Raw genomic sequence first — 25,170 nt, 5'->3', positions numbered from 1 at the left:
GCCGCGCAGTCAGGCGGATCAGCGCACCTCGAAGCGCGCGCTCACCGCCTCGGCCAGCGGGCGCTCGGGCGCGAGGTTGTCGAGCATCTCCAGCTTCACCCCGTAGCGGCCCGCGGGGGGTGACAGCCAGACCTCGGTCTCGCCATCGACGAAATCCATGACCGCGGGCGCTGCGCCGCTCTCGGGCGTGATGGTGACGCGGAAATGCCCGGACTCGGGAATGCGCTGCGCCATTTGCGCCACGTTGAGCAAGGAGGCATGAAAACCCACGCGCAGTGGTGGGCGCGCGGAGGTTTTGTCCAGCTCGATCTCCAGGCCCTTTTTCTGCAGCGTCTTGGGGTCGGTGTCGTTCTTGCGCGTGACCACGATGCGCGTGGGCTTGCTGTAGACGAAGTGCGGCAGGTGTTGCTGGTCGGCCAGCAGCATGCGCAGCTTGTATTCGCCCGGTGCCAGCGTCAGCACCGTCTCCATCTGACCCTTGCCGAAGTGGATGTACTGGTCGTTGAAGGGCAGGGCCTGCTTGAAATTCAGCGGCAGGTCGCGGTTGACCAGCAAGTGGTGATGGCCGCTCTTGCCATGGCCCGCTTGCGCGATCGGCGCCAGCCCCCAGCCGCCCGAGAGCCCGAACTTGAGCACGTAGGGCGTCTCGATGCGGTCACCGTCCTTGAGGTTGGTGAAGTAGGCCTCGGCCGACAGGCGCGGTGGTGGCACCTGCCAGGGGTGAAGGTTGTTACTGCCGTAGGGGCTGCCTTGCGCCAGCGCATGCGTGGCGCAAAGCGCTGTCACGGTGACAAGGGTGGCCAGAAGGGGGCGGCGGCGTAGGTACAAGGCGGTCATGGGCATCGTGGCTGCTCACACAGCCTTGGTACGGGTACGGGCATGCCAGTCTAGCGGCATGTGCCGCGCAACAGGTCAGCGCGCGCGCCGCTCATCCTCCGGATGGGGCACCCGGGGCCCGGCGTTGTTGGCATGGACGCCACAGTACCGGGCCATGAAGGCGCGATCGATGCGGTCCTTCCAGCGCCAGACCCAGGCGCCCTGCGCGTGCAAAGGGCCCCAACTCGCGATGGCAAAGCCCGTGCCGCACGACAGCAGGTTGAGCGTGTAGCCCGGCGGCCAATGCGGCTTGAGCGGGCGGCCCTCGAGCGCAGCGAGCAGGTTGTGCGCCAGCGGCGGACCCGCCCGCACCGCATAGACGCCGCTGCGCGGGTGCGGGTGGTCATCGCGGGTGGACACGTCGCCGACCGCGAACACATTGGCGTGGCTGGTGCTTTGCTGAAAGCGGTTGACCAATACGTGTCCAGCGTCGTCAAGGGCAAGCCCGCTGCCGCGCAGCCAGGTGGGTGCGTGGGTGCCAATCGCCAGCAGGGGCACATCGCACCGCAGCACCGCCCCGTTGGCCAGGTGCACACCCGTGTCGTCGATGCGGGTGCAGGCCTCGCGCAGCACATGGATGCCCTCGCGCCGCAAGCGGCGTTGAATGCGTGCGCGCACGCCAGGTATGTAGCCGGGGCCGGGTTCGGGGCCACCGGTCACCAGGGTGAAGGTCGAGCCCGGCACACCGTCGGCGCGCAAGCGCTGGGCGGCGGCAAACACCGTCTCGATGCCGGCCGCGCCCGCACCGATCACCGCCACCGACAACGGGCGCTGCTGCGCCAGCTCGACCACCTCGGGCCACAAGCCCACAAAGGCATCGATCGGACGCAGGGGCAGGGTGTGTTCGCGCGCACCGGGCAGCTCGGCATCGAGTCGCTCACGATCGAGCACCGCGCCGGTGTCGATGGACAGCAGGTCGTAGGGCAGCGCGTGCACCGTGTCGTCGTCGGGGCCTTGCCAGTGGACCTGGGTGTTGGCGCTGTCGATGCCCACACAGCGGCCGGCCACCCAGCGTGTGTGCGCTGCCTGCAGCAGCGGGGCCAGTGGTATCTGGACCTCGTCGACGCTGTAGCGGCCCGCCACCAGGCCGGGCACCATGCCGCTGTAGGTCTGCGATGGGTGCGGGCTCAGCAGCGTGACCTGCAGGTCCGCCGGATGGTGCCTGGCCAGTTCGGCCAGAACCTGCACATGGGCGTGTCCCGCGCCCAGCAGCAGAAGTCGGGTGATGCCACTTCGCATGGGGCGCAATGGTACGTGCGCCAACGGTGGTGCTGCGGGAGCCGGGTCGCTCAAGGGACGGTGCGCAGCGCGCGCACCCAGCCGATGCTGTGCGCACCGGTGTTGTCCGCGTCGGCGCCGATGAGCAGCTGCGTCACCCGGGGCAGGGGTGCATCGGGCGCTTGTTCGTCGCCGAACAGGCGGCGAAAGTCCTGCGCCAGATCGCGCGACTCGTCCACCCATTGCTGCAATGGCGCGCCCGCTCCGCGCAGCACCACGAAGCGCACGCGCCGGGTGTAGGGATTGGCGCTCTCGGTGAGGGCGTCGTAGCGGCTGTCCCACACGTAGCAGACCGTGGCAGCGGGCAGCGCCTCACCACTGACGGCGCGGGCCAGGCGCAGCAGCTGGCGCTCCACGAAGGGCACGCGATCGAGCGGGTGATCGAACAGGGCGCAGACCTTGAGCGCGGCATCGTCGCCGGCCTTGCTGAGGATGTCGGGCGGACGTTCGCCGCCCTGCAGCGGTTGGTCGAGCCGCCAGCGCCAGCGAAGCGCCGATGGCGCGAGGTCGGTGGCCAGCGTGAGCGTGCCGTACGAGCGTTGGGCCTCGACCCGAACGCCTCGTTCGCCATCCACGCTGCCGGCGCTGAACTGCGTCAGCGGGATGTCGCGCTGCGACTTGGGAAAGCCCACAACCCGCCAGGGCGTGGCGATGGCGCCTTGCGCATCGAGCAGATCGGGCAGGTCGGGCACGCCCTGCGCCTGTGCCGTGGCCAAAGCAAGGCAGACCAGGCAGCCGGCCACTCTGCGCACGAAGGCCAGGGCGTTGGGCGCCACGCTCACGCGCTCAACCCCGCTTCCAGTCGTGGTACCGCTGCACCCAGCGCAGCAGGCCTTGCGGTGCATGGGCGCGCTTCCATTCGCCCGCCACGTACTTGTTCGCCTCGGCCATCGTGGGGTAGGTGTGGATGGTCCCCAGCACGCGGTTGAGCCCCAGGCCGTGCTTCATGGCGAGCACGTACTCGGCCAGCAACTCGGCCGCGTGCGCACCGACGATGGTCACACCCAGGATGCGGTCCTTGCCCGGCACGGTGAGCACCTTGATGAAACCCTGCGTTTCGCCGTCGGCAATGGCGCGGTCGAGCTCTTCGAGCGCATAGCGCGACACCTCGAAGGCGATGCCGCGTTCGCGGGCCTCCTGCTCGTTCAGGCCCACGCGCGCCACCTCGGGGTCGACGAAGGTGGCCCAGGGAATCACGCTGTGGTCGACCTTGAAGCGCTTGAATTCGCCGAACAGCGCGTTCACCGCGGCGTACCAGGCCTGGTGTGCCGCGACGTGGGTGAACTGGAACGGCCCGGCGGCGTCGCCTGCGGCGTAGATGTTCGGGTACAGCGTCTGCAGGTAGTCGTTGGTGTCGATCACGCGACTGGTGGGGATGCCCAGTGCCTCCAGTCCATAGCCCTTCAATCGCGCGCTGCGGCCCACCGCACAGATCAGCTCATCAAAGGCGATGCGCTGTGTCTGCCCCTGGTGCTCGACCACCAGCCATTTGCCGGCATCGTCGCGCTCGCAGCGCAAGGCCTTGTGGCCGGTGAGCACGTGCACGCCATCGGCCTCAAGCGCGGCCCGGGCCAGGGCGCTCACCTCTTCGTCCTCGCGCGCCAGGATACGTGGCGCCATTTCGACCTGCGTGACCTGCGCGCCCAGCCGCGCAAAGGCCTGCGCCAGTTCGCTGCCAATGGGGCCGCCACCCAGCACCACCATGCGCTGCGGCACGGTGTCGCGCTCGGCCAGCGCGTCCCACAGCGTGTCGCTGGTGAGGTAGCCCACCTCGTCCAGACCGGGCAACGGTGGCACGAAGGGACTGGCGCCGGTGGCCAGCACGATGCTGCGCGCCGTCAGCCGCTGCTTGCCCCCATTGTTGAGCGCGATCTCCACCGTCCAGGGGTTCACCAAGGTCGCGTAGCCCTGCTGCACTTCCACGCCCAGCCCGGTGTAGCGCTCAACGCTGTCGTGCGGCTCGATGGCCTCCACCACCGAACGGATGCGCTGCATGACGGCCTTGAAGTTCACCGTGGCCGATACGTCGCCCAGGCCGACGTGTGAGGCGTGGCGCATCTGGTGCGCCAGGCGCGCGCTGCGGATCAGTGCCTTGCTGGGCACGCAGCCATAGTTCAGGCAATCGCCCCCCATCTTGTGGGCCTCGACCAGCGTGACCTTGGCCTTGACCGCGGCTGCGATGTAGGCGGTGACCAGGCCGCCCGCGCCGGCACCGATGACGATCAGGTTGCGATCGAAGCGCGCGGGTCGCTGCCCTGCCCAGGGCGCATACACACGGCGCCGCTGCACGGCCGCGACGACGCGCCGCGCCAGCAAGGGAAACACGCCCAGCAGCACGAATGAGCCGATCAGCGCCGGACTCAGGATGCCCCTCAGCGAATCGATGCGCGCGAGCTGCGTGCCTGCGTTCACGTACACCACGGTGCCCGCGAGCATGCCGAGCTGGCTGACCAGGTAGAAGGTCCGCGCCTTCATCGCCGTCAGCCCCATGAGCAGGTTGATCACGAAGAACGGCACCAGCGGGATGAGCCGCAGCGTGAACAGATAGAACGCGCCCTCGCGCTCGACACCCTGGTTGATCTCGCTCAGGCGCTGACCGAAGCGCGCCTGCACGCTGTCGCGCAACACGAAGCGTGCCACCAGAAAAGCCAGCGTCGCGCCGATGCTGGAGGCGAAGGAGACGATCACCGTGCCCCAGAGCAGGCCGAACAGGGCGCCGCCGGCCAGGGTGATGATGGTGGCCCCTGGCAGCGACAGCGCCGTGGTGGCCACGTAGATGGCGAAGTACGCGCCGATCACCGTCCAGGGCCGCTGTGCATAGAGCTCGGCGAAATCGGCCTGGCGCTGCTTCAGCGCTTCCAGGCTGAGAAAGCGGCCCAGATCGAGCGCGAAGAACGCCACCACCGCCAGGGCGATCAGGGCGAGCAGCAAGGTTTTGCGAAGGTTCACGACAATGCCTCAAAGGTCCTGCTCATGGGTTGCGCCAGCAGGCCGCGCCAACAGGTTCCGTTTCGGTCGCCCGGACCCGCGGCATTCTTACACCGTATGTCACTCGCTCACACGCTCCTGCCAAGCCTTGACCGCGCATTGCGACGCCATCGGCCCGATCTGGCCGATGCGCCCTTGCAGCCCTTGGCCGACACCGGCCTGGCGCACTGGCACGTGCGGTTGCAGGGCACACCCTGGCTGGTGCGCGTGCCCAAACAAAGCCAGATGGCCTTGTCGCCCGAAGACAACCTGGTCTATCAGCAAGCCTGCTTCGCGCAAGCCGCGCCCAGCGGGCACACGCCCAGGCTGCTCGGGGTGCTGCCGGTGTCGGGCGATCTGCCGCGCGGCGCCTTGCTGGTCGAGGCCATCGCGGGGCATGCGGCCCGCCTGCCGCAGGACCTCACTGCCATCGCCGAGGCGCTGGCCGCATTGCATGCGCTGCCCGTGCCTTCGGAGCCAACCCCCTTGCACCGGCCGGCCGACCCCCTGGCCGACCTGCTGGCGGCGATCGATCAGCAGGCAGCACACCTGTCGGCGGCCGGTTTGTCGGCACCGGCCCGTCAGGCCATCGAGCTTGAGCGCGAGGGCTTCGCCGAGCGCGTGGCGCGCGCCGATCGCCCGCCGTGTTCGTTGATTGCCTTCGACGCGCACCCGGGCAACTTTCTGTGCGACGGCGATGGGCGCGCGGTGCTGGTCGACCTCGAGAAGCTGCGCATCGGTCCGCCCGGCCTGGACCTGGCGCACGCCACGCTCTACACCTCGACCACCTGGGACGTGGCCAGCCGCGCCGTGCTCGACACCGCGCAGGAGCGCGCCTTCATCACCGCCTGGGCCGCCCGGGTCGGCACCATCGCACCGCTCAGCGCCGCCTGGCACGTGCCGCTGCGGCGCGCGATGTGGCTGTGGTCGATCACCTGGTGTGCGCAATGGCGGGTGTTGTCGGGCTTGCCACCCGGAGGGCAGGGTGCCGACTGGTCGGGCGCGCTGAGCGAACCCGCGCTGGTGACCCACGTGCGCAACCGCGTGGACCACTACCTCGATGCCAACACGATTGCGCAATTGCAGGCCGGCTTCGACGCACTGGAGAGGGCCTTGCGCACATGAGGCTGTCGATCGTGATGCCGGTGCTCGACGATGCGGCCGCGCTGGCTGGTCGCTTGCAGGCCTTGCAGGTGTTTCGCCAGCGCGGCGCCGAGCTGATCGTGGTCGACGGCGGCAGCCGCGACGCGTCAATGGACGTCGCGCGCCATGGCGCCGACCGGGTGCTGCAAGCGCCTCGGGGCCGGGCGTCGCAGATGAACGCGGGCGCGGCGTGCGCACAGGGCGACGTGCTGCTGTTCCTGCACGCGGACACCGTGTTGCCCGACGACGCCGACCAGGCCATCGAACGCGCACTGGCCCATGGCGCGGATTGGGGGCGTTTTGACGTGCGCATCGTCGGCCGGCACCCGCTGTTGCCCATGGTGGCCTGGCTGATGAATGGGCGCTCGCGCCTCACCGGCATCGCCACGGGTGACCAGGGTCTGTTCGTGCGCACCGCGTTGTTTCGCCGGCTGGGTGGCTTTGATCCCTTGCCCTTGATGGAAGACGTGGCCCTGAGCGCGCGTCTGCGACGTGCGGCCCCGGTCGCCGCCTTGCGCGAACGGGTGCAGACCGATGGCCGGCGATGGGACACGCATGGCCTGTGGCGCACCGTGTGGCTGATGTGGGGCCTGCGTCTGCGCTTTGCTTTGGGTGCCGACGCGCAGACCCTGGCGCGCCGCTACGGCTACACACCGCGCGCCGATGCGGCGCTGGCCATCATGGCGCGCTCGCCGGTGCCCGGCCAGGCCAAAACGCGGTTGATGCCGCTGCTGGGTGCGCGGGGTGCGGCGCGTGCGCACCGTGCCCTGGTGTTGCACACGCTAACCACAGTGCGCGTGGCCAGCCTGGGACCGGCAATCATCTGGTGTGCGCCCGATGACCAGCACCGGTTGTGGTGCGTGCTTCGCGAGCGGGCCGGCTGGCGCACCCGGGTGCAGCAGGGCGCCGACCTGGGTGAGCGCATGGCGCACGCCATGGCCGCGCACTTTGCGCAAAGCCAGCGCGCCTGGATCGTGGTGGGCACCGATGCGCCCAGCCTCAACCCTGACGTGCTGCAGCAACTGGCCGATGCGTTGCAGCACCACGACGTCGGCATGGTGCCCGCGGAAGATGGGGGTTACGTGGCGCTGGGGCTGCGCCGCGCGATCGCCGGTGTGTTTCGCGACATTCACTGGGGCAGCGCATCGGTGGCCGAGGCCACACGCGCACGTTGCGCGCAGCTGGGTTTGAGTTTGTGGGAAGGCCCGCTGCTGTGGGACGTCGACCACCCGTCTGACTGGCAACGCTGGCTCGCCATTCAATCAGCCAGCCGCTGAACCCCCCAGGCAATGCGCATGGCGACGGTGATGGCGCACAGCGCCGCGAAGACATACGCAATGACCGGGAACGCGGTGGGCCACAGGCACATGAGCACGAAGGCGGCCAGCGTCTCGGTGGCCTCGGTCAGGCCACCCAGAAAGTAAAAGCCCTTGTCGGGAAACGACAGCGAGCTCAGGCCACGTTTTTGCGCCAGCACCGCAAAGGCCAGAAAGCTGCTGCCGGTGCCGATGAAGCTGGCCAGCAGCACCGCTGCCGGTAGTGCGTTGGCCGCAGGGTCGGCCACGGCGAAGGCCAGGGGAATGGCGGCGTAGAACAGAAAGTCGAGCGCGATGTCGAGGAAGGCGCCGCGGTCGGTGGCCTGGGTGGCGCGCGCGACCGCACCGTCGAGGCCATCGCACAGGCGCGACAGCAGCAACAGCCCCAGCCCGGTCAGCGGCCATTGCACCGCGATGCACAGGGCGGCCAGCATGCCGAGTGCAAAACCGGTCCAGGTCAGTGGGTCGGCGCGCACCCGCCAGCGCACCAACACGCGCGCCAAGGCCTGCAGTGGCGCGCGCAACCAGTGCTGCAGCGTGCGATCAAGCATGGCCGTGCAACTCGATCACCCGCGCCGGGTCGGCGATGTCGTCGCGGTCGTGCGTGACCAGCAGCACCGGGATGGCGCGCTGGCGCACATGCGTGAACACGAAGTGGCGCAGTTGTGCGCGCCGCGCCGCGTCCAGGCGGGAAAACGGCTCGTCGAGCAACAGGGCGCGCGGCCTGGCCAGCAATGCGCGCATCAGCGCCACGCGAGCACGCTGACCGCCCGAGAGCGTGGCGGGGTCGCGCTCGTTGTAGCCCCCCAGGCCGGCCTCGGCCAGCGCACTGTCCACCGCGGCCTGGCGCTGAGCGCGCGGGCCGGGCGGCACCGCGAACATCAGGTTCTCGGCAACCGTCATGTGGGCGAACAGCAGGTCGTCCTGAAACAGCAGGCCGACGCCCCGCTGCGCGGTGGGCAGGTGATGGATGGGGCGGCCATCGAGCTGCACCTCGCCGTCAAAGTGCAAGCCGGGGTCGAGCGTGCCGGCGATGGCGGCCAGCACCGAGCTCTTGCCGCTGCCACTGGGCCCCATGAGGGTGAGGATCTCGCCCGCGGCGATGTCAAAGCGCATGGCTTCGACCAGGCAGCGCGTGGGCGTGCCCAGGCGCTGGATGGCCACAGACAGTGTCATGCCGCGATTCTGAAGCGTCTTGGTCGCCCGACCCACGCCGCCACGGCAAATCCCAGCACCGGCAGCACGAACTGCAGGACGGCATAGGCGGCGGTCAGTGACCGCTGCCCGCCCGCCGCCAGGTTGACCGCTTCGGTCGTGACGGTGGCGTAGCGCCCGGCGCCCAGGTACAGCGTGGGCAGGTACTGGGTGACGCTGACCGCAAACCCCACCGCGGCGCTGCCAGCGATGGCGCGCCGCAGCAGCGGCCATTTCACGCGCCAGAGGAAATGCCATCGGCCGCGACCCAGCGTGGCACACAGCTGCGCGTAGCGCGGATCAAAGCCCAGGTAGGCCGGGCTGAGCGTGAGCAGCACGTAAGGCAGCACCATGACCCCGTGCGCCAGCAGCACGCCGCTGGGCTGGCCTTCCCACCGCAGCTGCAAGCCCATGCCATACAGGCCCACCACCCACAACACGGCCGGCAGCAACAGCGGCAGGTAGAGCAGCGGTCGCGCGGCATCGTCCCAATGCCTGGGCGCCAGCTCCAGCCAGGCAAGGCACCACACCAGGGCGATGGCGCTGCTGGCCGCCGCAAGCCAGAGCGTGGTCCAGAGGGTGTCGCTGCTGCGGATCACCGACTGCCAGGCCGCCAGGCTGATTGACTGCGGCCAGAAGGCCGGGAACGTCCACACCCCGGCGATGCTGGCCACCAGCAGCACCAGCACGGCGATCGCGTACACAGCCATCAACACGGGCGCGCCGATCGACCGGCGCGCGTGAGTGCCGGGCCGCCCGCGGTGGCCGCCCTCGCTGCGCAGGCGGCGTGTGAGTCGCCAGGTGAGCCACCATGCCGCGCTGCACGCGCCCACCACACCCAACAACAACACACCGGCGGCGGCACCGCGTGCGTAGGTGGCTGCATCAACGTCGCCCAGCCACTGCCAGGCCAGCACGGCCAGCGTGGGGGGCGACGCCGGACCGATCACCAGCGCCATGTCGACCACGGTCAGGCTGTAGGCCAGCACCGCCAGCAGGGGCCAGCGCAGGCGCGGTGCCAGCTGTGGCCAGACCACGCGCCAGAACGCGCGCTGAGCCGGGTAGCCCAGGGTCTGCGCCAGGCGGTGCTCGGCCCGCCAGCGCGCACCCACGTCGGCGCGCTGCAGTTGCGTCGCCGCCGACCACAGCAGGAACGGCACTTCCTTGATCACCAGCGCCAGCACCAGCCCCAGGCCCCAGGGGTCCTGCGTGGTGGGCCAGGGCGGCGGCAAGGTGAGGCCGGTCAGGCCAGGCGATACGGCTCGCAGCAGCCAGCCGCTGGGTGAGAGCAGAAACAGCAGGCCGATGGCCATGGCCGCGTGGGGTGTGGCCAGCATGGCTGGCAGCGGGCGAAGCAATCGCTGCAAGCGCTCTTGCACGTAGGCACGCGACAGCAGCGCCGCGGCCAGCCACCAGGCCAGCACCGTGGCGCCCAGGCCGGTGAACAAGGTCAAGGCCAGCGAGCGCGCCAGCGCCGGTTGTTGCCACAGGTCCGCCCAGGCCGAGGGCACCAGGCCGGCGCGCAGGGCGGCCAGCGCGGCCCAGACCATGGGCAGGCCCGCCAGGGCGAGCAGCACCGCCGCTGCACCCCGGCGCGAGATCAAGACCCGTAGCGTCGCAGCCACTCGCGCTCGATCGGCTCGACCCAGCTGGCGTGGGGTTCGGGCAGGGTGGGGGCAGGCCGCTCGACCAGACCGGGCCGCGCGCCGGTGTCGAACAGCTTGCGTTCGCTCGCGCTCAGGCGCTGCAGGTCCAGCACGGTCGGGTCGCCCCAGTGCGTTATGTCGGCCTTGCGGGCCTGGGCCTCGGGGGCCAGCAGGGCATTGGCCACCACCTGTGCTGCGGCCGGCTGGGGCGCGTTGTAGGGGATGGCCACGAAGTGCGTGTTGCCGATGGTGCCCTGCTCGAACTGCCAGCTCACGGTGGTGTCGGCCAGGCGGCCGGCGGCGATCTCGTTGGCGGCTTCGTTCGGGTTGAAGGTGAGCGCCAGCAGCAGCTCGCCGTCGGCCATCATTTGCCGCACCGCGGCGGCGTTCTGCGGGAACTGGCGGCCGCCCCGCCACAGGTGCGGACGCAACGCATCGAGAAAGCGCCACAGGGGCGCGGTCTGGGTGGCAAAGGCGGCCTCGGTGGCGGGCTTGGCCAGCGCGCTGCGATCGGGTGCCAGCTCGACGAGGGCCTGCTTGGCGAAGGTGGTGCCGTGAAAGTCCGGCAGGCGCGGGTAGGTGATGCGCCCGGGTTGTGCCCGTGCCAGCTCCAGCAGCGCGGCCATGCTTTGCGGGCGCTGCGGCAGACGGCGGGCGTCGGCAAACAGGGTGAACTGCGCCATGCCCCAGGGCGACTCGAACCCGTCGGTGGGCACCGAGAAGTCGTTGCGCACCGTGGGCTTGCCTTGCACGTCGACGAGACGGAAGTTGGGGAGTTGCTCGGCCCAGGGCCCGAACAGCAAGCCCTCGCGCTTCATGGCGGCGAAGTTCTCGCCATTGATCCACACCAGGTCAACCGTGCCCTGGCCCGGGCCCCGGCCGGCCGCTTTCTCGGCGCGCACGCGCTTGACGACGTCTGCCGTGTCGCTGACCTTGACGTGCTGCAGCCGGATGCCGTGCAGACCTTGCACGCGCTCGGCCACCCACTGGATGTAGGTGTTGGTCTGCTCGCTGCCGCCCCAGGCGTTCCAGTAGACGGTGCGACCGCGTGCGGCCTGCTCGATGGTCGGCCACGTGGTGACACCGGCGGGTGAAGCGGTGGTGGAAGCGGTCTGGGCGTTGGCGCGGGCGCCCACCAGCAAGGCGCTGGCGCCAAGCAGCAGGTGGCGGCGACGGAGGTGCGGAGGTAGCGACATGTGCCTTGGGATGATCTGAACGAGTGCGAGCGGGCAGCTTAGGGCCTGTTCTCACTATTTTCCAAGTGCGAACGGGGTGAAAACAGCGCCAATCTAGGCGCGGGACGACGGCCAGGCTGGCTGCCTGGCCTAGGAGTGCAACGAAGAGTGGCGCTGTTTTCACCCCGTTCCCTGCGGGTTGCGGCCAAAAAGGCCATGCGCTGCGTTGCGAAGCCTCGCCGGGCCACCGGCCCGTCTGCGTTTCGCGCCTTGCGCATGGCCTTTTTGATCCGCAACGCATCTTGGAAAAATAGTGTGAACAGGCCCTAGCCCACACCGCGCGCCATCGCAGCCCCGTGCGGACCCTGGGCCGCCACGCGGCGGCCGAGCCAGGCGTCGACCGACAGCAGGCCGGGGCCGAACAGCGCCAGCGCCGCCAGCAACACGCCCCAGGTGATGTGCTGCTGGAAGGCGGCCGGGGCGATCTCGCTCAGGCTGAGCACGGCCATGACGTTGACCACGCTCAGACCCAGTGCCGCAAAGCGACCGCCGAGACCGAGCACCAGCAACACGGGCAGCGCAAGCTCACCGGCGGTGCCCATCACCGCGGCCAGGCCCGGTGGCAGCAGCGGCACGTGGTACTCCTCGGTGAACAACAGCAGCGTGGTGTCCCAGTCCTGGATCTTGGTCAGACCCGAGAGGAAGAAGGCCTGCGCGATGTAGAGCCGACCCAAGAGGGCGGCCGGATGGCGCAGCGCATCGAGCAGTCGACCAATGGGTAGCCACAGTGCGGCGATCCGCTGGATGGGTGAGAGGGCGTTCATGTCGGGTCTCCGTTGGGTGTGTGGGTAGGGACGGCTCGCAGGCCGAGCAGGCGGTGCTGTTGCACCGACGCGTGCAGCCAGGCGTGCACATCGATCGGGGCGGCATCCATGGCCAGGCCCAGGCTGGCGCCGGCCGCCAGCAAGGCCTCGAAGCGCGCGGTGTCGGCGTCGATCACTGCGGCGCGCACCTGCGCGTCGGGTCGCCAGACGCGCACCGCTTCGCTCACGCCATCGCGCAGACGCTGGCCCACGGTGTCGAAGTCGGGGTCGCCGTGCAGGTGGGCGTCGACCACGCTCAAGGCAGGCCAGGGGCTCTGGATCAATGTCGTGCCTGGCGCGAGCACGGCGCGCAGTTGTTCGGGTGCGTGCTGCTGCAGCAGGGCGAAGCTCTCGGGGTCGGGTGCCGTGGCCGGGGCACGCATGGCCCGGTAGATCGCCCATTCGATGCGCGCAACGTCGGCCAGGTAGGGCAGCGTGGCCAGGTCTTGCTGCGCATCGGCGAAATCGGCCAGCGCGCCGCCCCAGTCGCCCAGGTCACCGCTGACGGGTGGGTGGTGGTGCCACAGTGCGCGCGCCAGTGCGTGGAAGGACTCGTCGCCCAGCAGCGCGCGCACCACCGGGTAGGTCGCTTCCAGCGTGCGCTCGGCATGGGCGTGTGCGTTGGCGCGGTAGACGCCCAGGCCCACGGGCTCCCAGCCGTGCGTTGGCGCACGCGGCTGCAGCAGGGCGTCGAGCAGCGCGCGCTGCGCGTCGGCCAGGGTGCTCATGGGGCCACCTCTTGGTGGCGATTGGCCAGCACCTGGGTGGCAATGCGACGAGCGCTGGCGGCTTCGTCGAGCAACACGTCGAGCGCCGGGACGTCGGTGTCCCATTCGATGAGGGTGGGCATGGCACCAAAGCGCTCGATCGCGTGGCGGTAGAGCGACCACACCGGGTCGATGACGCGGCTGCCGTGGTCGTCGATGACGATGTCGCCACGGTCGTGGTGGCCGGCCAGATGGATTTCGCTGACGCAGTCGGCGTCGATGGCGTCGAGCCAGTCCATGACGGCCTGGTGAGGCTCACGTGACGGCAGCAGGCCTCGGCGCTGGTCGTTGAGCGCGTTGACGTAGAGGTTGTTGACGTCGACCAGCAGACGGCAGCCCGTGCGTTGGCACAGGCGCATGAGGAAGTCGGTTTCGGACTGCTCGTTGCCGGGCCAGTTCAGGTAGGCCGACAGGTTTTCGACCGCGATGGGGCGGCGCAGGCGGTCCTGTACGCGCGCCACGTTGGCGGCCATGGCGTCGAGTGCCTCGCGGGTGAAGGGCACGGGCAGCAGATCGGTAGCGTGCACCGGCTGGCCATGCCACAGGCCGCGCGCAAAGCAGGCGTGATCGCTCACGAACTCGGGCTCGGTGGCCTGCACCAGTGCGGCCAGTCGATCGAGGTGTTCGCCATCAATGCCCTCGGCGCTGCCCAGCGACAGGCCGACGCCGTGCAGGCTCAGTGCGTGGTGTTCGCGCGCCTGCAGCAAGGGCTCGAGGGTGGCAGGATGCTGGCCGAAGAAGTTCTCGGCGTGCACCTCGATGAAGTCGAGGGCGGGACGCCGCGCCAGCAACTCGTGCTGGTGCGGCGTCCGCCAGCCGATGCCGACGCGAACAGGCGGTGCAGCTTGCGGTGTGTTCATGGCGGCGTCAGGCTGGGGACGGGATCGCTGGTCGATCAGCTTTTCATCGATGCTTTCTTGGCGTCATCGGCGTTCATGCCGCCCATTTGCTTGCAGGTGCCGGCGGGCACGTATTTCCAGTCGCCCTTGTCGTGGTCCATCTTGGCCTGGCCAGCGCACGAGTGCGTGCCGGCGAGGTTGGCGCAGTCGTTCTTGCCGGCCATGGCGATGCCGTAGCACTTCTCTTTGCCGGTGTTCTGGGCGAGCGCCGGGGTCGACAGCACGGTCATGGACATCAGCGAGGTGGCGGCCAGGGCGAGGAATTGGCGTTGGTTCATGTTTGCACTCCTTGGGTCTTCCAGCGTCCACCGGGCGATGGCCCGATGCAGACTTTCTGGTGCGCATCGGTCGCCGGTTCGAGGTCTTTCTTACACCGTTCGTCGGCGCCGGACGGCGAGCTCACAGCAGGTCGGCGATGCGATCCCAGGCCTCGGCGGGGATGCGGCCATGAAAGCTGTTGGCCACGCGCCCCTGCTTGTCGATGAGGTAGGTGGCCGGCAGGACACCGGTAGGCCCGAAGCTGTCGCGGTGGCGGGCATCGCCGCGCCACAGTTGCACGAAGCGCAGCTCGGCGGGCACGGTGAGCGAGACCAGGCGTTCCCATTCATCGAACGAGGCGCGCTCGGGGTCGGTGTTCACGCCCACCAGCGTGAAGGGCTGGCCCAACCAGCCGCGCAGGTTGGCGCGCAGTTCGGGCATCTTGTCGCGGCAGACCGCGCAGGCGGTCGACCAGAACATCACCATCACCACCTGACCGCGCAGGCGGGTGAGGTCAAAGGGACGCGCCTGGCTGTCGATTCCCTCCAGCGTGGGTGGCGCCGTCTGGGCGAATGTGGGTGGGGTGATTGCAAGCAGGCTGGCGGCACACAGGCCGAGCAGGCGGCGGCGATCGCGGTCGGGCGCAGATGGCATGGCGGGCTCCTGGGTTGTCCAGATCGGCCGTCGCGCCGTCATGCCGATTCATTACACTGCCGGCCCATGTCTTCTCCCCCGTTCGAGCAGGAAGTCGCACTTTTGCGCCCTTACTTGATGAAGTTTGCGCGGCTGCAGCTGCGCAACGAGACCTGGGCGGAAGACGCGGTGTCCGAGACCACACTGGCGGCCATCGCCAAGCCGCAGGCCTTCGAGCGCCGTTCGCAGCTCAAGACCTGGCTGGTGGGCATCCTCAAGCACAAGATCGTGGACGCCTTGCGCCATCACGGGCGTGAGGTGGCGCTGGGTCAGGGCGAGGACGACGAACTCGATCCGCTGGAGCACATGGCATTCAAGGCCGACGGGCATTTCGCCGAAAGACCGTCAGATTGGGGCAACCCGGAACAAGACCTGGGCAACCAGCAGTTCATGCGCATCCTGGAGGCGTGCACCGAGAAGTTGCCGCCGGCGCAGGGGCGCCTGTTCCTGATGCGCGAATGGCTGGAACTGAGCAGCGAGGACATTTGTAAGGAGCTCTCGCTCACGCCGACCAATCTCTACGTCCAGCTCCACCGCGCCCGCCTGCGCTTGCGCGAGTGCCTGGAGCTGAACTGGTTCAACCGCACGACCACCGCTTGAAGTCCACATGAAGCCGATGTATCCGCTGCGCCGCACCTGCAAGGAGGTCACCGCCTTGCTGATTGCCGGCGAAGACCGCGAACTGCCCCTGATGGAGCGGTTGGCGTTGCGCATGCACCTGGCCATGTGCGAGGCCTGCCCGCGCATCCAGAACCAGGTGCGCGTGATGCGCGAGGCCATGGGCGCCTGGCGTCGCTACAGCGACGACCCGCTCGATGCGGACGACAGCCGCTCGCTCAGCTGAGCAGGGCCTGCGCGAACTCGCGCGCGTCGAAGGTTTCCAGATCGGCCAGCTGTTCGCCCACACCGATGAAATAGACCGGCACCGGGCGCTCGCGCGCAATGGCGCACAGCACGCCGCCCTTGGCGGTGCCGTCGAGCTTGGTGACGATCAGTCCGGTGAGCTTGAGCGCGTCGTCGAAGGCGCGCACCTGGGCCAGCGCGTTCTGGCCGGTGTTGCCATCGATCACCAGCAACACCTCGTGCGGGGCGGTGGGCTCGGCCTTGGTGACCACACGCTGGATCTTGCGCAGCTCTTCCATCAGGTGCAGCTGGGTGGGCAGTCGCCCTGCGGTGTCGACCAGCACCACGTCCTTGCCACGGGCCTTGCCGGCGGTGACGGCGTCGAAGCAGACGGCGGCCGGGTCGCCGCCTTGCTGGCTGACGATCTCGACCGTGTTGCGGTCGGCCCAGACGGCCAGTTGCTCGCGGGCCGCGGCGCGGAAGGTGTCGGCGGCGGCCAGCAGCACGCTGGCACCTTCGTCGGCCAGGTGTCGCGTGAGCTTGCCGATGGAGGTGGTTTTGCCGGCGCCGTTGACGCCCGCCACCATGATCACGGTGGGTTGGTGGGCGCCGATGGTGAGCGGCTTTTGCAGTGGAACGAGCAGGTCGGCAATGGCGTCGGCCAGCAGCGCTTTGACCGCCGCAGGCTCGGTGGCACGCGCTTCCTTGACGCGGCGGCGCAGGTCGGTGAGGAGCTGCTGCGTTGCGGCCACGCCGGTGTCGGCCATCAGCAGGGCGGCCTCGAGCTCCTCGTAGAGGTCTTCGTCGATGCGTGTGCCGGTGAAGACGGTCGCGATGCTGCCGCCGGTCTTGCGCAGGCCGTTCCTGAGCTTGTCGAGCCAGCCCTGGCGCGATGGCTCGGCCGTGGGGGCAGCGGGCGCCGCTGGCGGTGCGGCCGGCTCGCCACGGGGCTGGGCGGGCGCCGCCGCCGGCTGCTTGGCCGTGGGCTCGGGCGTGTTGTCTGGGGTTTTGCGGCGAAAGAACGAGAACATTTGGCAAGCTCGGGAGTCCACGGGATTCTATGAAACGCTTTTTCCTCTATTTGGGACTGGGGCTGGCGCTGTGGTGGGGCCTGTCCGGTCCGGCCGCGGCCCAGGTGCCAGCGGTTCAACAATTTCAGCTGGCCAACGGGTTCACCCTGATCGTGCGACCCGATCGGCGCGCGCCCACGGTGGTGCACATGGTCTGGGTCCGGGTGGGCTCGATGGACGAGGTGGATGGCACCACCGGCGTGGCGCACGCGCTCGAACACATGATGTTCAAGGGCAGTGCGCTGCTCAAGCCGGGCGAGTTCTCGCAGCGCATCTCGGCACTGGGTGGGCGGCTCAACGCCTTCACCAACCGCGACAGCACCGTGTTCCACGAGCAGGTGCCGGCCGATCGCCTGCAAGAGGTCATGCGTCTGGGCGCCGACCGTTTTGCCACCAACCAGTGGCCCGACGACGAATTCCGGCGCGAGATCGAGGTCATCAAGGAAGAGCGCCGCCAGCGCACCGAAGAGTCCCCCAGGTCCCGGCTGTACGAGGCCTTCAACGCCATGGTCTGGCAGGCCAGCCCGTATCGCCGGCCGGTGATCGGCTGGATGAGCGACATTGCCGCGATGACGCCGCAGGACGCACGCAGCTTTCACCAGCGCTGGTACGTGCCCGCCAACGCGGCGGTGGTGATTGCTGGCGACGTGGACGTGGCCAGGGTGCGGGCCTGGGCCGAGGCCACCTATGGCGACATCCCCGCGGCCGACGTGCCGGCGCGCAAGCCGCGTGACGAACCCGAGCAACAGGGGCCACGCCGACTCGAGTACCGCGGCGTCGCCGAACGGCCGGCGGTGGTGCTGGCCTGGCACGCACCGCGGTACACGGGCAGTGCGGTGGAGGCCGACAACGACGCCCTGGCGCTGGCCGTGCTGGCGGGCGTGCTCGACGGCTACGACGGCGCGCGACTGGATCGGGCACTGGTGCAGGGCGAGGGTGCGGGCGGCAAGCGCATTGCCGACAGTGCCAACGCCAGCTATGGCCTGCTGGGCCGGGGGCCGCAGGTGTTCACGCTGTCGGCCACGCCGGCCCGCGGGGTGACGCCCGAGGCGGCGTCGGCGGCGCTCAAGCTCGAGGTCGAGCGCATTGCGCGCGAGGGTGTGAGCGACACCGAGCTGCGCCGGGTGAAGACACAGTGGGCGGCGGGCGAGGTCTACAAACTCGACTCCCTGATGGGGCAGGCGCAGGAGTTGGGCACCTATTGGCTCAACGGCCTGCCGCTGGACAGTGGCGAACGCATCATCGAACGACTGCGCGAGGTGAGCGCCGCGCAGGTGCAGGACGTGGCCAGGCGCTACTTCGTCGAACGACACCTCAACACCGGCGTGCTGGTGCCCGAGGCCGTGGCCGCCAAGGAGAAGCTATGAGCAGCCGCACCATTCGCCACGCCTTGGCGGCGCTGGCATGCCTGTCGGTCGGTCTGGCGCAGGCGGGCATCCCGATCGAACGCTGGCGCCACGCCAGTGGCGCGCAGGTGTACCTGGTCAACAGCCCCGGCATCCCGATGGTCGACGTGCAGATCGACGTCGATGGCGGCAGTCGGCGCGAGCCGGCGTCGCAAGCGGGTCTGGCCAGTGCGGCGGCTGGTCTGTTGTCGGGCGGCGTGAATGCCTGGGGCGATCAGCCGGCGCGCGACGAGAACGCGCTGGCGGCGGCCTGGGTCGACCTGGGCGCGCAATTCGGTGCCAGTGCGAGCGCCGATCGCTTTACCGTGCAGTTGCGCAGCCTTACCGAGCCGGACCTGCTGCCGCGTGCGGTGGCACTGGCGGCCCAGCAACTGGCGGCGCCGTCCTGGCCCGAGCGGGTCTGGCAGCGCGACCGTGAGCGGGCGGTGGCGGCGTTGCGGGAGGCGCAGAACCGCCCGGGCACGGTGGCCGGCCAAGCGTTTTCGCAGGCGGTGTACGGCAACCATCCCTATGGTCGCTACAGCACACCCGAGAGCCTGCAGGCCATCGAGGTGGCCGACATGCGCGCGTTCTACCGCCGCCATCTGAGCGCCTGCCGCGCCCGGATCACGCTGGTGGGTGCCGTCGACCGGCACCAGGCCGAGGCCATCGTGGTGCCTTTGGTCAAAGCCATGTCGGCCAACGGTTGTCCCGCCCTGGGGCCTGTGCCGGAGGTGGCGGCCCTGCGCGAGGCGCGCGAACTGCGCCTGCCATTTGCCGCGGCTCAGGCGCAGATCCTCATGGGCCAGCCCGGCATCACGCGACGTGACCCCGACTTTCTGCGGTTGCTGGTCGGCAACCACATTCTGGGCGGTGGCAGCTTCACGTCCCGTCTGACCCAGGAAGTTCGCGAGAAGCGCGGGCTGACCTATGGGGTCTACAGCACCTTCATGCCCGGGCGCCACGCCGGCGCGTTCCAGATTGGCCTCAATACGCGTCCGGACCAGGCCGACGAGGCCTTGCGCGTGGTGCGGGAGACGCTTATCCGCTGCCTGGACGAGGGACCGAGCGAGGCCGAGCTGCAGGCGGCCAAGGACAACCTCATCAACGGCTTTGCCTTGCGCATCGACAGCAACCGCAAGCTGCTGGACAACGTCGCCAACATCGCCTGGAACGACTTGCCGATCGACTACCTGGACACGTGGTCGGAGCAGGTGCGACGCATGACCCGCGAAGAGGTGCACGCTGCGCTGCGTCGTGTGCTGCAGCCGCAGCGCCTGGTGACTGTGGTGGTCGGGGCCAAGCCCTGACCGCCCGGGACAGTTAAGCTCGCGCGCATGAAACCCAGCGCCAAGGCCACGCCGCACGAAGTTCGCATCCTGGGCGGCCAGTGGAAGCGCACAAAACTGCCCGTGCCCGACCGCCCAGGGCTTCGCCCCACACCCTCGCGTGTGCGCGAGACGCTGTTCAACTGGCTCGGCCAGGACCTGAGCGGCTGGCGCGCCATCGACGCCTTCGCCGGCAGCGGCGCCCTGGGCTTCGAGGCCGCGTCACGTGGCGCGCGCGAGGTGCTGATGGTGGAGCAGGATCCGCAACTGGTGGGCTTGCTGCAAGCCACCCGCATAAAGCTCAAGGCCGATGGCGTGCGTGTGCAACGCGGCGATGGCCTGGCGGCCCTGCGTGCGGCGCAGGGGCAGGGGCTTGACGTGGTGTTTCTGGACCCACCATTCGACGCCGAGGCCTTGTTCGAGCCGGCCTTGCGGGCAGCGGCCGCAGCGATCGGCCCTGACGGTTTCGTCTACCTGGAAGCGCCGCGCCCCTTTGCCGATGACGCGCTGGCGGCGCTGGGCCTGTCGGTGCACCGCCACGGCCGCGCCGGTGCCGTGGCCTTTCACTTGCTGCGCCGGCAGCCGGCCTGAGCCTCACGGGATAATCCGCCCATGTCTGCGTCCCGCCCCCGTATCGCCGTCTACAGCGGCACCTTTGATCCCATCACCCTTGGCCACGAGGACGTGATGCGCCGCGCCGCCGGCCTGTTCGACGAGGTCATTGTTGCGGTCGCCGTGGCGCACCACAAAAAGACCCTGTTCAGCCTGGCCGAGCGCCTGGCCATGGTCGAGGAGGCATCAGGCCGCGTGGGCGGTCGCGTGCGAGCTCTCCCCTTCGACGGTCTGATCATGGACTTCTGCCGCCAGCACGGCGCGCAAGCGGTGGTGCGCGGCATTCGCAACATCACCGATTTCGACTACGAAGCGCAAATGGCGGCGATGAACCGCAAGCTGCTGCCGTCGGTGGAGACGGTGTTTCTGCTGCCTCAGGCCGAGCTGCAGTGCATCAGCAGTACGCTGGTGCGCGAGATCGCCAAGCTCGGTGGCGACGTGTCGACCATGGTGGATCCGTCGGTGGCTGAGCGCCTGGTGCCGCCCACCCTGCAGGCCTGATCGGACGGAGTGCGCCATGGCCTTGCTGATCACCGACGAGTGCATCAACTGCGACGTCTGCGAGCCCGAATGCCCCAATCAGGCGATCTTCATGGGCGAGGAGATCTACCAGATCGACCCTGAGCGCTGCACCGAATGCGTGGGCCATTTCGATGAGCCCCAGTGTGTGCAGGTCTGCCCGGTGGCCTGCATTCCGGTCGACCCAGCCAGGGTGGAGTCCAGGGAGACCCTGTGGCAGAAGTACCAGCGGCTGCAGAAGGGTGGTCAGGGTTTATCGGCCGCGGGTGAGTCGCCCTCGGTCTGAGGGGGCGCTGCCGGGCGCGGGGGCTTGGGGCGGGGTGGTTTGCTGGTGTGGATGAGCGCGGTGGCCTTGTCCATTTCGCCCGCGATCAGCTGGGGCAAGGCCTTCAGACTGCGGTCCAGGGCCTGGGCGATGGCGATGCGATCGTCCGGGGACGGCTTCTTGAGCACCCAGTTGGCCACTTCCTGCTTGTTGCCCGGGTGGCCGATGCCAATGCGAAGGCGCCAGTAGTCGGGGCTGCCCAGTTGCGCGTGGATGTCGCGCAGGCCGTTGTGGCCGGCATGACCACCGCCCTTCTTGAGTTTGGCTTCCCCGGGAGGAAGATCCAGCTCGTCGTGTACCACCAGCACCTGTTCGGGGGCGATCTTGTAGAAGCGCGCGAGCGAGGCCACCGCTTTGCCGGACAGGTTCATGTAGGTCTGGGGCTCGACCAGCCAGACCGTCTGCCCAGCCACGTTGGCGCGCGCCACCAGGCCGAAATGCGAGCGCTCCATCTGCAGCGATACCTTGAGCAGGCGTGCGGCTTCATCGACCCACCAGAAGCCGGCGTTGTGGCGTGTGGCCTCGTACTCGGGACCCGGATTGCCCAGGCCGGCGATGAGTTTGATCATGGATGACGACGTGTCGCGCCCGGCATGCGGGCAGGGGGGTGTGACAACGGCGCCAGTCAAGGCGCCAGACAGCCAGGCCCGTGGGCCTGATCCGGGATTGTCCCAAAACAAAGGCCCGCTCGCGGCGGGCCTTTGAGGAAGGGCGAAGCAGCCGTGCGGGGCTTACTTCTTGCCTTTCTTGCCCTTCTTGTCATCGGCAGGCGCGGCTGCGGTGGGCGCTGCCACCACTTCCTCGACCGGCTCGACCACGGTGGCCACGGTGATGTCCTTGCGGCCGTGGGTCACGATCTTCACGCCCTTGGGCAGCTGAATGTCGCCAGCGTGCACGGTGGCGCCCTTGACGACCTGGCTCAGGTCAACCGTGATGTTCTCGGGCAACGCGGTGGCCAGGCACTCGATCTCGATGTCGTTGATCACGTGGTTGATCAGGCACTTGTCGAGTTTGACGGCGGGCGACTCTTCGGCGCCGACGAAGTGCAGCGGCACCTTCTTGCGCAGGCGGGTGCGCTCGTCGACACGCTGGAAATCCACGTGCAGCACGGACGGCTTGTAGGGGTGGTACTGCACATCGCGCAGCAGCACTTTCTCGACCTTGCCGCCGAGTTCCATCTCGAGGATGGAGGCGTGGAACGCTTCCTTCTTGAGGGCGTGCCACAGGGCGTTGTGATCGAGTTCGATCGAGACGGGCGGCACATTGCCACCGAAGACGATACCGGGCGCGCGACCGGTGATGCGCAGGCGGCGGCTCGCACCCGTACCTTGCTTGGCGCGCTCGAAAGCGACGAATTGCATGACTGACTCCAGTTGAGGGGTTCCGCGACCAGAACGCCTCGGGTTGACGATGGTCGCCAGCCCTCAACGGGTCAGGCGACCGGCTTTTTGTTGCCTCAGAACAGGTTGTCCTGATCGGCGAACAAACTCATGACCGACTCGCCCGAGGCAATGCGCGCGATCGTTTCTGCGATCAGCGGCGCCACCGAGAGCTGGCGGATTTTGCCGCAGGCCTGCGCAGCCTGAGACAGGGGAATGGTGTTGGTCACGACCACTTCATCCAGCGCCGTGCCTTTGGCAATGCGGTCGATGGCGGGGCCGGAGAAGATGGGGTGGGTGCAGTAGGCGTAGACGTTCTTGGCGCCGCGCTCCTTGAGCACCTCGGCCGCCTTCACCAGCGTGCCGGCGGTGTCGATCATGTCGTCCATGATCACGCAGTTGCGGCCGTCGATGTCGCCAATGACGTGCATCACCTCGGACACGTTGGCCTTGGGGCGGCGCTTGTCGATGATGGCCATGTCGCAATTGAGCTGCTTGGCCAGCGCGCGCGCGCGCACCACGCCGCCCACGTCGGGCGAGACCACCAGCAGGTCTTCGTAGTTCTTGGTACGAAGGTCGCCCAGCAATACCGGCGAGGCGTAGATGTTGTCGACCGGAATGTCGAAGAAGCCCTGGATCTGATCGGCGTGCAGATCCATGGTCAGCACACGGTTGACGCCCACGGTCTGCAGCAGGTTGGCCACCACCTTGGCCGAAATCGGCACGCGCGCCGAGCGGGGGCGGCGGTCCTGCCGCGCGTAGCCGTAGTAGGGGATGACGGCGGAGATGCGGGCGGCCGATGCGCGCTTGAGCGCGTCGACCATGATCAGCAGCTCCATCAGGTTTTCGTTCGTGGGTGCGCAGGTGGACTGCACGACGAACACATGGCGGGCCCGCACGTTCTGGGTGATTTCGACCGTGACTTCGCCGTCGGAGAAGCGGCCGACATTGGCCGCGCCCAGCTGCGTGCCCAGGTGCTGGGCGATCTCGGCCGCCAGCACCGGGTTCGCATTGCCGGTGAAGATCATGAAGTCCGGGGGCTGAACGTGCATGTCGGTCTCAGCGGTCAGAGCGGCCACCGGCGGTGCCGCGATCAAAAAACAACGGCCATCGGGTGATGGCCAGTGTGCGTACTGTCAGAAAAACGGTGGCAGGGGAGGAAGGACTCGAACCCTCGCATGCCGGAATCAAAATCCGGTGCCTTGACCAACTTGGCGACTCCCCTACGCAGGAGGCCCGTGCCGAAAAGCGCGTGCCCCCGAATTGTCGCAGGTTGAACAACCGCTGGTCCGACTGATGCGTCGGCGACCTCAGTCGCCGCACCAACCGGCCAATGGATGTTCATCCATGTTGCTGCAGACCCGCATCTGCCAGCCTTCGGGCGCCTCGCCCGGTGCGCTCTGCCCTTGGGGCAGCGGCGCGAAGACCGCGGTACCCGAGCCGCTCATGCGAGCGTTCAATCCCCGGGCGGCCAGCCAGTCGATGCCTGCACCCACATCGGGGCAAAGGGTTTGAACGACTGGTTGCAGATCGTTGGAGCCGAAGGCCATGCAGGCCGCCAGATCCAGCGTGCTGTTTGCAGCAAAGCCTTGGATTGTAGCAGTTTTCGTATCCCGTTTGAGCAGGGGTGAGGCGAAGATTTGCGGGGTGGAGGCGCCCCCGGGGGGTTTGAGCACCAGCAGACGCCCCGACGGCAGCTGAATGGGCGTCAATTGCTCGCCGATGCCCTCGACCCAGGCATTGTGCCCCCCGATGAAGAAGGGCACGTCCGCCCCCAGGGTCTGCCCGAGCCGGATCAACTCGCTGCGGCTCAGGCCCAGCGACCAGAGGCGGTTGAGCGCCAGCAGGACGGTTGCCGCATCCGAGGAGCCGCCGCCCAGGCCAGCCTGGGCCGGCAGGTGCTTGTCCAGCGTGATCTGAACACCATCGGACGTCCCGGTGGTGGATTGAAGCAGGCGCGCGGCCCGCACGCAGAGATCGTTGGCGGGGAGGTCGCCGGCCGATGTGTCTTCGCGGCCAATCTGGCCATCGCTGCGCCGCTCCAGGTGCAAGGTGTCACACCAGTCGATCAGCATGAAGACCGATTGCAGCAGGTGGTAGCCGTCGTCGCGGCGGCCGACCACGTGCAGGAACAGGTTCACCTTGCCGGGTGCGGGCAGGTCGTACAGACGCTTCATTGGTCGAGCACCAATCGCAGTTCTGCGCTGGGTAAGGGCTGTGCGCGACGGGCCACCAGGCGGCCGTCGGCGTGGCGCGACAAGTCCACCTGCCACCCACCCTGGGGCGTATCGCGTCCGCCAAGCCAGTCGAACAGCGCCGCCACCGGCAGCGGCGCACCCGTGAGTTCGGTGGTCAGGCGATCCAGGTTCTCGCGCGTGGTGAACTCATTGCCGCGCTGCATTTCGGCTTTTGTGGCAGACCAGCGCACGATGGCAATTGTTTGCCCCAGGGGCGTGCTCAGGCGAAGTTCGCCCTCCACTGGGCGGCCTGACAGCACAAAGTCGGCAGAGAAGGCCTGGGCCGGAACGCTGTCCACGCGGACCGCCAGGCGGCCGGTCCAGGATGGCAAGGATTCGAATTGGCGAGGCGCGGCGCAGCCCGCCAGGGCAGCGCCAAGGAGCCCAAGGGCGGCGC

28 protein-coding genes and 1 tRNA gene are annotated in these 25,170 nt (G+C 68.7%); 9 read left to right on the top strand and 20 right to left on the bottom strand.

All coding sequences use genetic code 11. The annotated features are described in order from the left end of the window. Nucleotides 1-18: 18 nt before the first annotated feature. From KF871_RS12950 to KF871_RS12935, 4 genes are all read right to left on the bottom strand, one after another. Nucleotides 19-786: a DUF4399 domain-containing protein gene (locus KF871_RS12950; protein ID WP_291143033.1), complete on the bottom strand. Its 768-nt coding sequence runs from the start codon at nt 784-786 to the stop codon at nt 19-21. Between the two features lie 126 nt (nt 787-912). Beyond that, a complete protein-coding gene (locus KF871_RS12945; protein ID WP_291143030.1) occupies nt 913-2,115 on the bottom strand; it encodes an FAD-dependent oxidoreductase in 1,203 nt (400 codons plus the stop codon). 50 nt (nt 2,116-2,165) lie between these two features. Then, a complete protein-coding gene (locus KF871_RS12940; protein WP_291143028.1) occupies nt 2,166-2,930 on the bottom strand; it encodes a DUF3047 domain-containing protein in 765 nt (254 codons plus the stop codon). A gap of 10 nt (nt 2,931-2,940) precedes the next feature. Beyond that, the gene (locus KF871_RS12935) at nt 2,941-5,103 is read right to left on the bottom strand and encodes an FAD-dependent oxidoreductase (protein ID WP_291143026.1); all 2,163 of its coding nucleotides are present in this window, start codon (nt 5,101-5,103) and stop codon (nt 2,941-2,943) included. A 138-nt stretch (nt 5,104-5,241) separates the two neighbouring features. On the opposite strand from KF871_RS12935, the gene KF871_RS12930 reads away from it, so the two are divergent. Next, nucleotides 5,242-6,246 (top strand): phosphotransferase, encoded by a 1,005-nt coding sequence (locus tag KF871_RS12930; RefSeq protein ID WP_291143023.1) that lies wholly within the window; start codon nt 5,242-5,244, stop codon nt 6,244-6,246. Beyond that, nucleotides 6,243-7,541 carry a TIGR04283 family arsenosugar biosynthesis glycosyltransferase gene (locus KF871_RS12925; RefSeq protein WP_291143020.1) on the top strand — a complete coding sequence of 433 codons (1,299 nt, stop codon included), beginning with the start codon at nt 6,243-6,245 and terminating at the stop codon, nt 7,539-7,541. Before KF871_RS12930 ends, KF871_RS12925 begins: the two co-directional genes overlap by 4 nt. On the opposite strand, the gene KF871_RS12920 is transcribed toward KF871_RS12925, so the two are convergent. From KF871_RS12920 to KF871_RS12880, 9 genes are all read right to left on the bottom strand, one after another. After that, complete coding sequence (locus tag KF871_RS12920; RefSeq protein WP_291143017.1) at nt 7,523-8,131, bottom strand: CDP-alcohol phosphatidyltransferase family protein; 609 nt, start codon at nt 8,129-8,131, stop codon at nt 7,523-7,525. The genes KF871_RS12925 and KF871_RS12920 overlap by 19 nt on opposite strands. Next, complete coding sequence (locus tag KF871_RS12915) at nt 8,124-8,756, bottom strand: ATP-binding cassette domain-containing protein (protein ID WP_291143014.1); 633 nt, start codon at nt 8,754-8,756, stop codon at nt 8,124-8,126. The genes KF871_RS12920 and KF871_RS12915 overlap by 8 nt, the downstream gene beginning before the upstream one ends. Next, a complete protein-coding gene (locus KF871_RS12910; RefSeq protein WP_291143009.1) occupies nt 8,753-10,378 on the bottom strand; it encodes an ABC transporter permease in 1,626 nt (541 codons plus the stop codon). The genes KF871_RS12915 and KF871_RS12910 overlap by 4 nt, the downstream gene beginning before the upstream one ends. Beyond that, nucleotides 10,375-11,616 carry an ABC transporter substrate-binding protein gene (locus KF871_RS12905; protein WP_291143006.1) on the bottom strand — a complete coding sequence of 414 codons (1,242 nt, stop codon included), beginning with the start codon at nt 11,614-11,616 and terminating at the stop codon, nt 10,375-10,377. Before KF871_RS12905 ends, KF871_RS12910 begins: the two co-directional genes overlap by 4 nt. 305 nt (nt 11,617-11,921) lie before the next feature. Then, entirely contained in the window at nt 11,922-12,419 is a 498-nt protein-coding gene (locus tag KF871_RS12900) for a DoxX family protein (RefSeq protein ID WP_291143003.1), read from the bottom strand. Further along, on the bottom strand, nt 12,416-13,186 hold the full coding sequence (locus KF871_RS12895) for a DNA-binding domain-containing protein (RefSeq protein WP_291143000.1): 771 nt from the start codon (nt 13,184-13,186) through the stop codon (nt 12,416-12,418). The genes KF871_RS12900 and KF871_RS12895 overlap by 4 nt, the downstream gene beginning before the upstream one ends. Further along, complete coding sequence (locus KF871_RS12890) at nt 13,183-14,085, bottom strand: DUF692 domain-containing protein (protein WP_291142997.1); 903 nt, start codon at nt 14,083-14,085, stop codon at nt 13,183-13,185. The genes KF871_RS12895 and KF871_RS12890 overlap by 4 nt, the downstream gene beginning before the upstream one ends. A 35-nt stretch (nt 14,086-14,120) precedes the next feature. Further along, a complete protein-coding gene (locus KF871_RS12885; RefSeq protein ID WP_291142994.1) occupies nt 14,121-14,402 on the bottom strand; it encodes a DUF2282 domain-containing protein in 282 nt (93 codons plus the stop codon). Between the two features lie 121 nt (nt 14,403-14,523). Further along, nucleotides 14,524-15,036: a TlpA disulfide reductase family protein gene (locus KF871_RS12880; protein WP_291142991.1), complete on the bottom strand. Its 513-nt coding sequence runs from the start codon at nt 15,034-15,036 to the stop codon at nt 14,524-14,526. A gap of 66 nt (nt 15,037-15,102) precedes the next feature. On the opposite strand from KF871_RS12880, the gene KF871_RS12875 reads away from it, so the two are divergent. Next, on the top strand, nt 15,103-15,675 hold the full coding sequence (locus KF871_RS12875; RefSeq protein WP_291142988.1) for a sigma-70 family RNA polymerase sigma factor: 573 nt from the start codon (nt 15,103-15,105) through the stop codon (nt 15,673-15,675). 7 nt (nt 15,676-15,682) lie between these two features. Next, nucleotides 15,683-15,919: a zf-HC2 domain-containing protein gene (locus KF871_RS12870; protein ID WP_291142985.1), complete on the top strand. Its 237-nt coding sequence runs from the start codon at nt 15,683-15,685 to the stop codon at nt 15,917-15,919. Here the strand turns inward: KF871_RS12870 and ftsY are convergent. Next, nucleotides 15,912-16,949 carry a signal recognition particle-docking protein FtsY gene (gene ftsY / locus KF871_RS12865; RefSeq protein WP_291142982.1) on the bottom strand — a complete coding sequence of 346 codons (1,038 nt, stop codon included), beginning with the start codon at nt 16,947-16,949 and terminating at the stop codon, nt 15,912-15,914. The genes KF871_RS12870 and ftsY overlap by 8 nt on opposite strands. Nucleotides 16,950-16,978: 29 nt before the next feature. Here ftsY and KF871_RS12860 point away from each other — a divergent pair, with 29 nt between their 5' ends. The 5 genes from KF871_RS12860 to KF871_RS12840 are packed head-to-tail and all read left to right on the top strand — an operon-like array spanning nt 16,979 to nt 21,118. Continuing rightward, nucleotides 16,979-18,355 carry a pitrilysin family protein gene (locus KF871_RS12860; RefSeq protein ID WP_291142979.1) on the top strand — a complete coding sequence of 459 codons (1,377 nt, stop codon included), beginning with the start codon at nt 16,979-16,981 and terminating at the stop codon, nt 18,353-18,355. Next, nucleotides 18,352-19,683, top strand: coding sequence for a pitrilysin family protein (locus KF871_RS12855; protein WP_291142976.1), 1,332 nt, complete (start codon nt 18,352-18,354; stop codon nt 19,681-19,683). Before KF871_RS12860 ends, KF871_RS12855 begins: the two co-directional genes overlap by 4 nt. 27 nt (nt 19,684-19,710) lie before the next feature. After that, nucleotides 19,711-20,292, top strand: a complete 582-nt coding sequence (gene rsmD / locus KF871_RS12850) for a 16S rRNA (guanine(966)-N(2))-methyltransferase RsmD (protein ID WP_291142973.1) — start codon at nt 19,711-19,713, stop codon at nt 20,290-20,292. A 21-nt stretch (nt 20,293-20,313) separates the two neighbouring features. Next, the gene (coaD, locus tag KF871_RS12845) at nt 20,314-20,814 is read left to right on the top strand and encodes a pantetheine-phosphate adenylyltransferase (protein ID WP_291142970.1); all 501 of its coding nucleotides are present in this window, start codon (nt 20,314-20,316) and stop codon (nt 20,812-20,814) included. Between the two features lie 16 nt (nt 20,815-20,830). Next, complete coding sequence (locus tag KF871_RS12840; RefSeq protein WP_291142967.1) at nt 20,831-21,118, top strand: YfhL family 4Fe-4S dicluster ferredoxin; 288 nt, start codon at nt 20,831-20,833, stop codon at nt 21,116-21,118. On the opposite strand, the gene pth is transcribed toward KF871_RS12840, so the two are convergent. The 6 genes from pth to KF871_RS12810 all read right to left on the bottom strand — a co-directional run bounded on the left by pth (nt 21,079) and on the right by KF871_RS12810 (nt 25,105). Further along, nucleotides 21,079-21,726: an aminoacyl-tRNA hydrolase gene (pth, locus tag KF871_RS12835; protein WP_291142964.1), complete on the bottom strand. Its 648-nt coding sequence runs from the start codon at nt 21,724-21,726 to the stop codon at nt 21,079-21,081. The two genes, KF871_RS12840 and pth, sit on opposite strands and share 40 nt — an antisense overlap. Before the next feature lie 162 nt (nt 21,727-21,888). Then, a complete protein-coding gene (locus KF871_RS12830) occupies nt 21,889-22,518 on the bottom strand; it encodes a 50S ribosomal protein L25/general stress protein Ctc (protein ID WP_291142961.1) in 630 nt (209 codons plus the stop codon). Between the two features lie 95 nt (nt 22,519-22,613). Further along, on the bottom strand, nt 22,614-23,588 hold the full coding sequence (locus tag KF871_RS12825) for a ribose-phosphate pyrophosphokinase (RefSeq protein WP_291142958.1): 975 nt from the start codon (nt 23,586-23,588) through the stop codon (nt 22,614-22,616). A 96-nt stretch (nt 23,589-23,684) separates the two neighbouring features. Beyond that, a tRNA-Gln gene (locus KF871_RS12820) sits at nt 23,685-23,761 on the bottom strand. 85 nt (nt 23,762-23,846) lie between these two features. Further along, nucleotides 23,847-24,713, bottom strand: coding sequence for a 4-(cytidine 5'-diphospho)-2-C-methyl-D-erythritol kinase (gene ispE, locus KF871_RS12815; RefSeq protein ID WP_291142956.1), 867 nt, complete (start codon nt 24,711-24,713; stop codon nt 23,847-23,849). Next, nucleotides 24,710-25,105 (bottom strand): lipoprotein insertase outer membrane protein LolB, encoded by a 396-nt coding sequence (locus KF871_RS12810; protein ID WP_291142954.1) that lies wholly within the window; start codon nt 25,103-25,105, stop codon nt 24,710-24,712. Before KF871_RS12810 ends, ispE begins: the two co-directional genes overlap by 4 nt. Nucleotides 25,106-25,170 lie beyond the last annotated feature (65 nt).

The organism is Hydrogenophaga sp., from assembly GCF_019635465.1.
In the GTDB taxonomy this organism is placed as follows: Bacteria; Pseudomonadota; Gammaproteobacteria; order Burkholderiales; family Burkholderiaceae_C; genus Hydrogenophaga.
This window is presented reverse-complemented; position numbering and strand designations above follow the sequence as displayed.

Bases quoted from the DNA above. Each gene is read 5' to 3' on its own strand.
- KF871_RS12945 (WP_291143030.1), bottom strand. From the start codon at position 2,115: ATGCGAAGTGGCATCACCCGACTTCTGCTGCTGGGCGCGGGACACGCC.
- KF871_RS12925 (WP_291143020.1), top strand. From the start codon at position 6,243: ATGAGGCTGTCGATCGTGATGCCGGTGCTCGACGATGCGGCCGCGCTG.
- KF871_RS12920 (WP_291143017.1), bottom strand. From the start codon at position 8,131: ATGCTTGATCGCACGCTGCAGCACTGGTTGCGCGCGCCACTGCAGGCC.
- KF871_RS12915 (WP_291143014.1), bottom strand. From the start codon at position 8,756: ATGACACTGTCTGTGGCCATCCAGCGCCTGGGCACGCCCACGCGCTGC.
- KF871_RS12905 (WP_291143006.1), bottom strand. From the start codon at position 11,616: ATGTCGCTACCTCCGCACCTCCGTCGCCGCCACCTGCTGCTTGGCGCC.
- KF871_RS12900 (WP_291143003.1), bottom strand. From the start codon at position 12,419: ATGAACGCCCTCTCACCCATCCAGCGGATCGCCGCACTGTGGCTACCC.
- KF871_RS12895 (WP_291143000.1), bottom strand. From the start codon at position 13,186: ATGAGCACCCTGGCCGACGCGCAGCGCGCGCTGCTCGACGCCCTGCTG.
- KF871_RS12890 (WP_291142997.1), bottom strand. From the start codon at position 14,085: ATGAACACACCGCAAGCTGCACCGCCTGTTCGCGTCGGCATCGGCTGG.
- KF871_RS12885 (WP_291142994.1), bottom strand. From the start codon at position 14,402: ATGAACCAACGCCAATTCCTCGCCCTGGCCGCCACCTCGCTGATGTCC.
- KF871_RS12880 (WP_291142991.1), bottom strand. From the start codon at position 15,036: ATGCCATCTGCGCCCGACCGCGATCGCCGCCGCCTGCTCGGCCTGTGT.
- KF871_RS12875 (WP_291142988.1), top strand. From the start codon at position 15,103: ATGTCTTCTCCCCCGTTCGAGCAGGAAGTCGCACTTTTGCGCCCTTAC.
- KF871_RS12870 (WP_291142985.1), top strand. From the start codon at position 15,683: ATGAAGCCGATGTATCCGCTGCGCCGCACCTGCAAGGAGGTCACCGCC.
- ftsY (WP_291142982.1), bottom strand. From the start codon at position 16,949: ATGTTCTCGTTCTTTCGCCGCAAAACCCCAGACAACACGCCCGAGCCC.
- KF871_RS12860 (WP_291142979.1), top strand. From the start codon at position 16,979: ATGAAACGCTTTTTCCTCTATTTGGGACTGGGGCTGGCGCTGTGGTGG.
- KF871_RS12855 (WP_291142976.1), top strand. From the start codon at position 18,352: ATGAGCAGCCGCACCATTCGCCACGCCTTGGCGGCGCTGGCATGCCTG.
- rsmD (WP_291142973.1), top strand. From the start codon at position 19,711: ATGAAACCCAGCGCCAAGGCCACGCCGCACGAAGTTCGCATCCTGGGC.
- coaD (WP_291142970.1), top strand. From the start codon at position 20,314: ATGTCTGCGTCCCGCCCCCGTATCGCCGTCTACAGCGGCACCTTTGAT.
- KF871_RS12840 (WP_291142967.1), top strand. From the start codon at position 20,831: ATGGCCTTGCTGATCACCGACGAGTGCATCAACTGCGACGTCTGCGAG.
- pth (WP_291142964.1), bottom strand. From the start codon at position 21,726: ATGATCAAACTCATCGCCGGCCTGGGCAATCCGGGTCCCGAGTACGAG.
- KF871_RS12830 (WP_291142961.1), bottom strand. From the start codon at position 22,518: ATGCAATTCGTCGCTTTCGAGCGCGCCAAGCAAGGTACGGGTGCGAGC.
- KF871_RS12825 (WP_291142958.1), bottom strand. From the start codon at position 23,588: ATGCACGTTCAGCCCCCGGACTTCATGATCTTCACCGGCAATGCGAAC.
- ispE (WP_291142956.1), bottom strand. From the start codon at position 24,713: ATGAAGCGTCTGTACGACCTGCCCGCACCCGGCAAGGTGAACCTGTTC.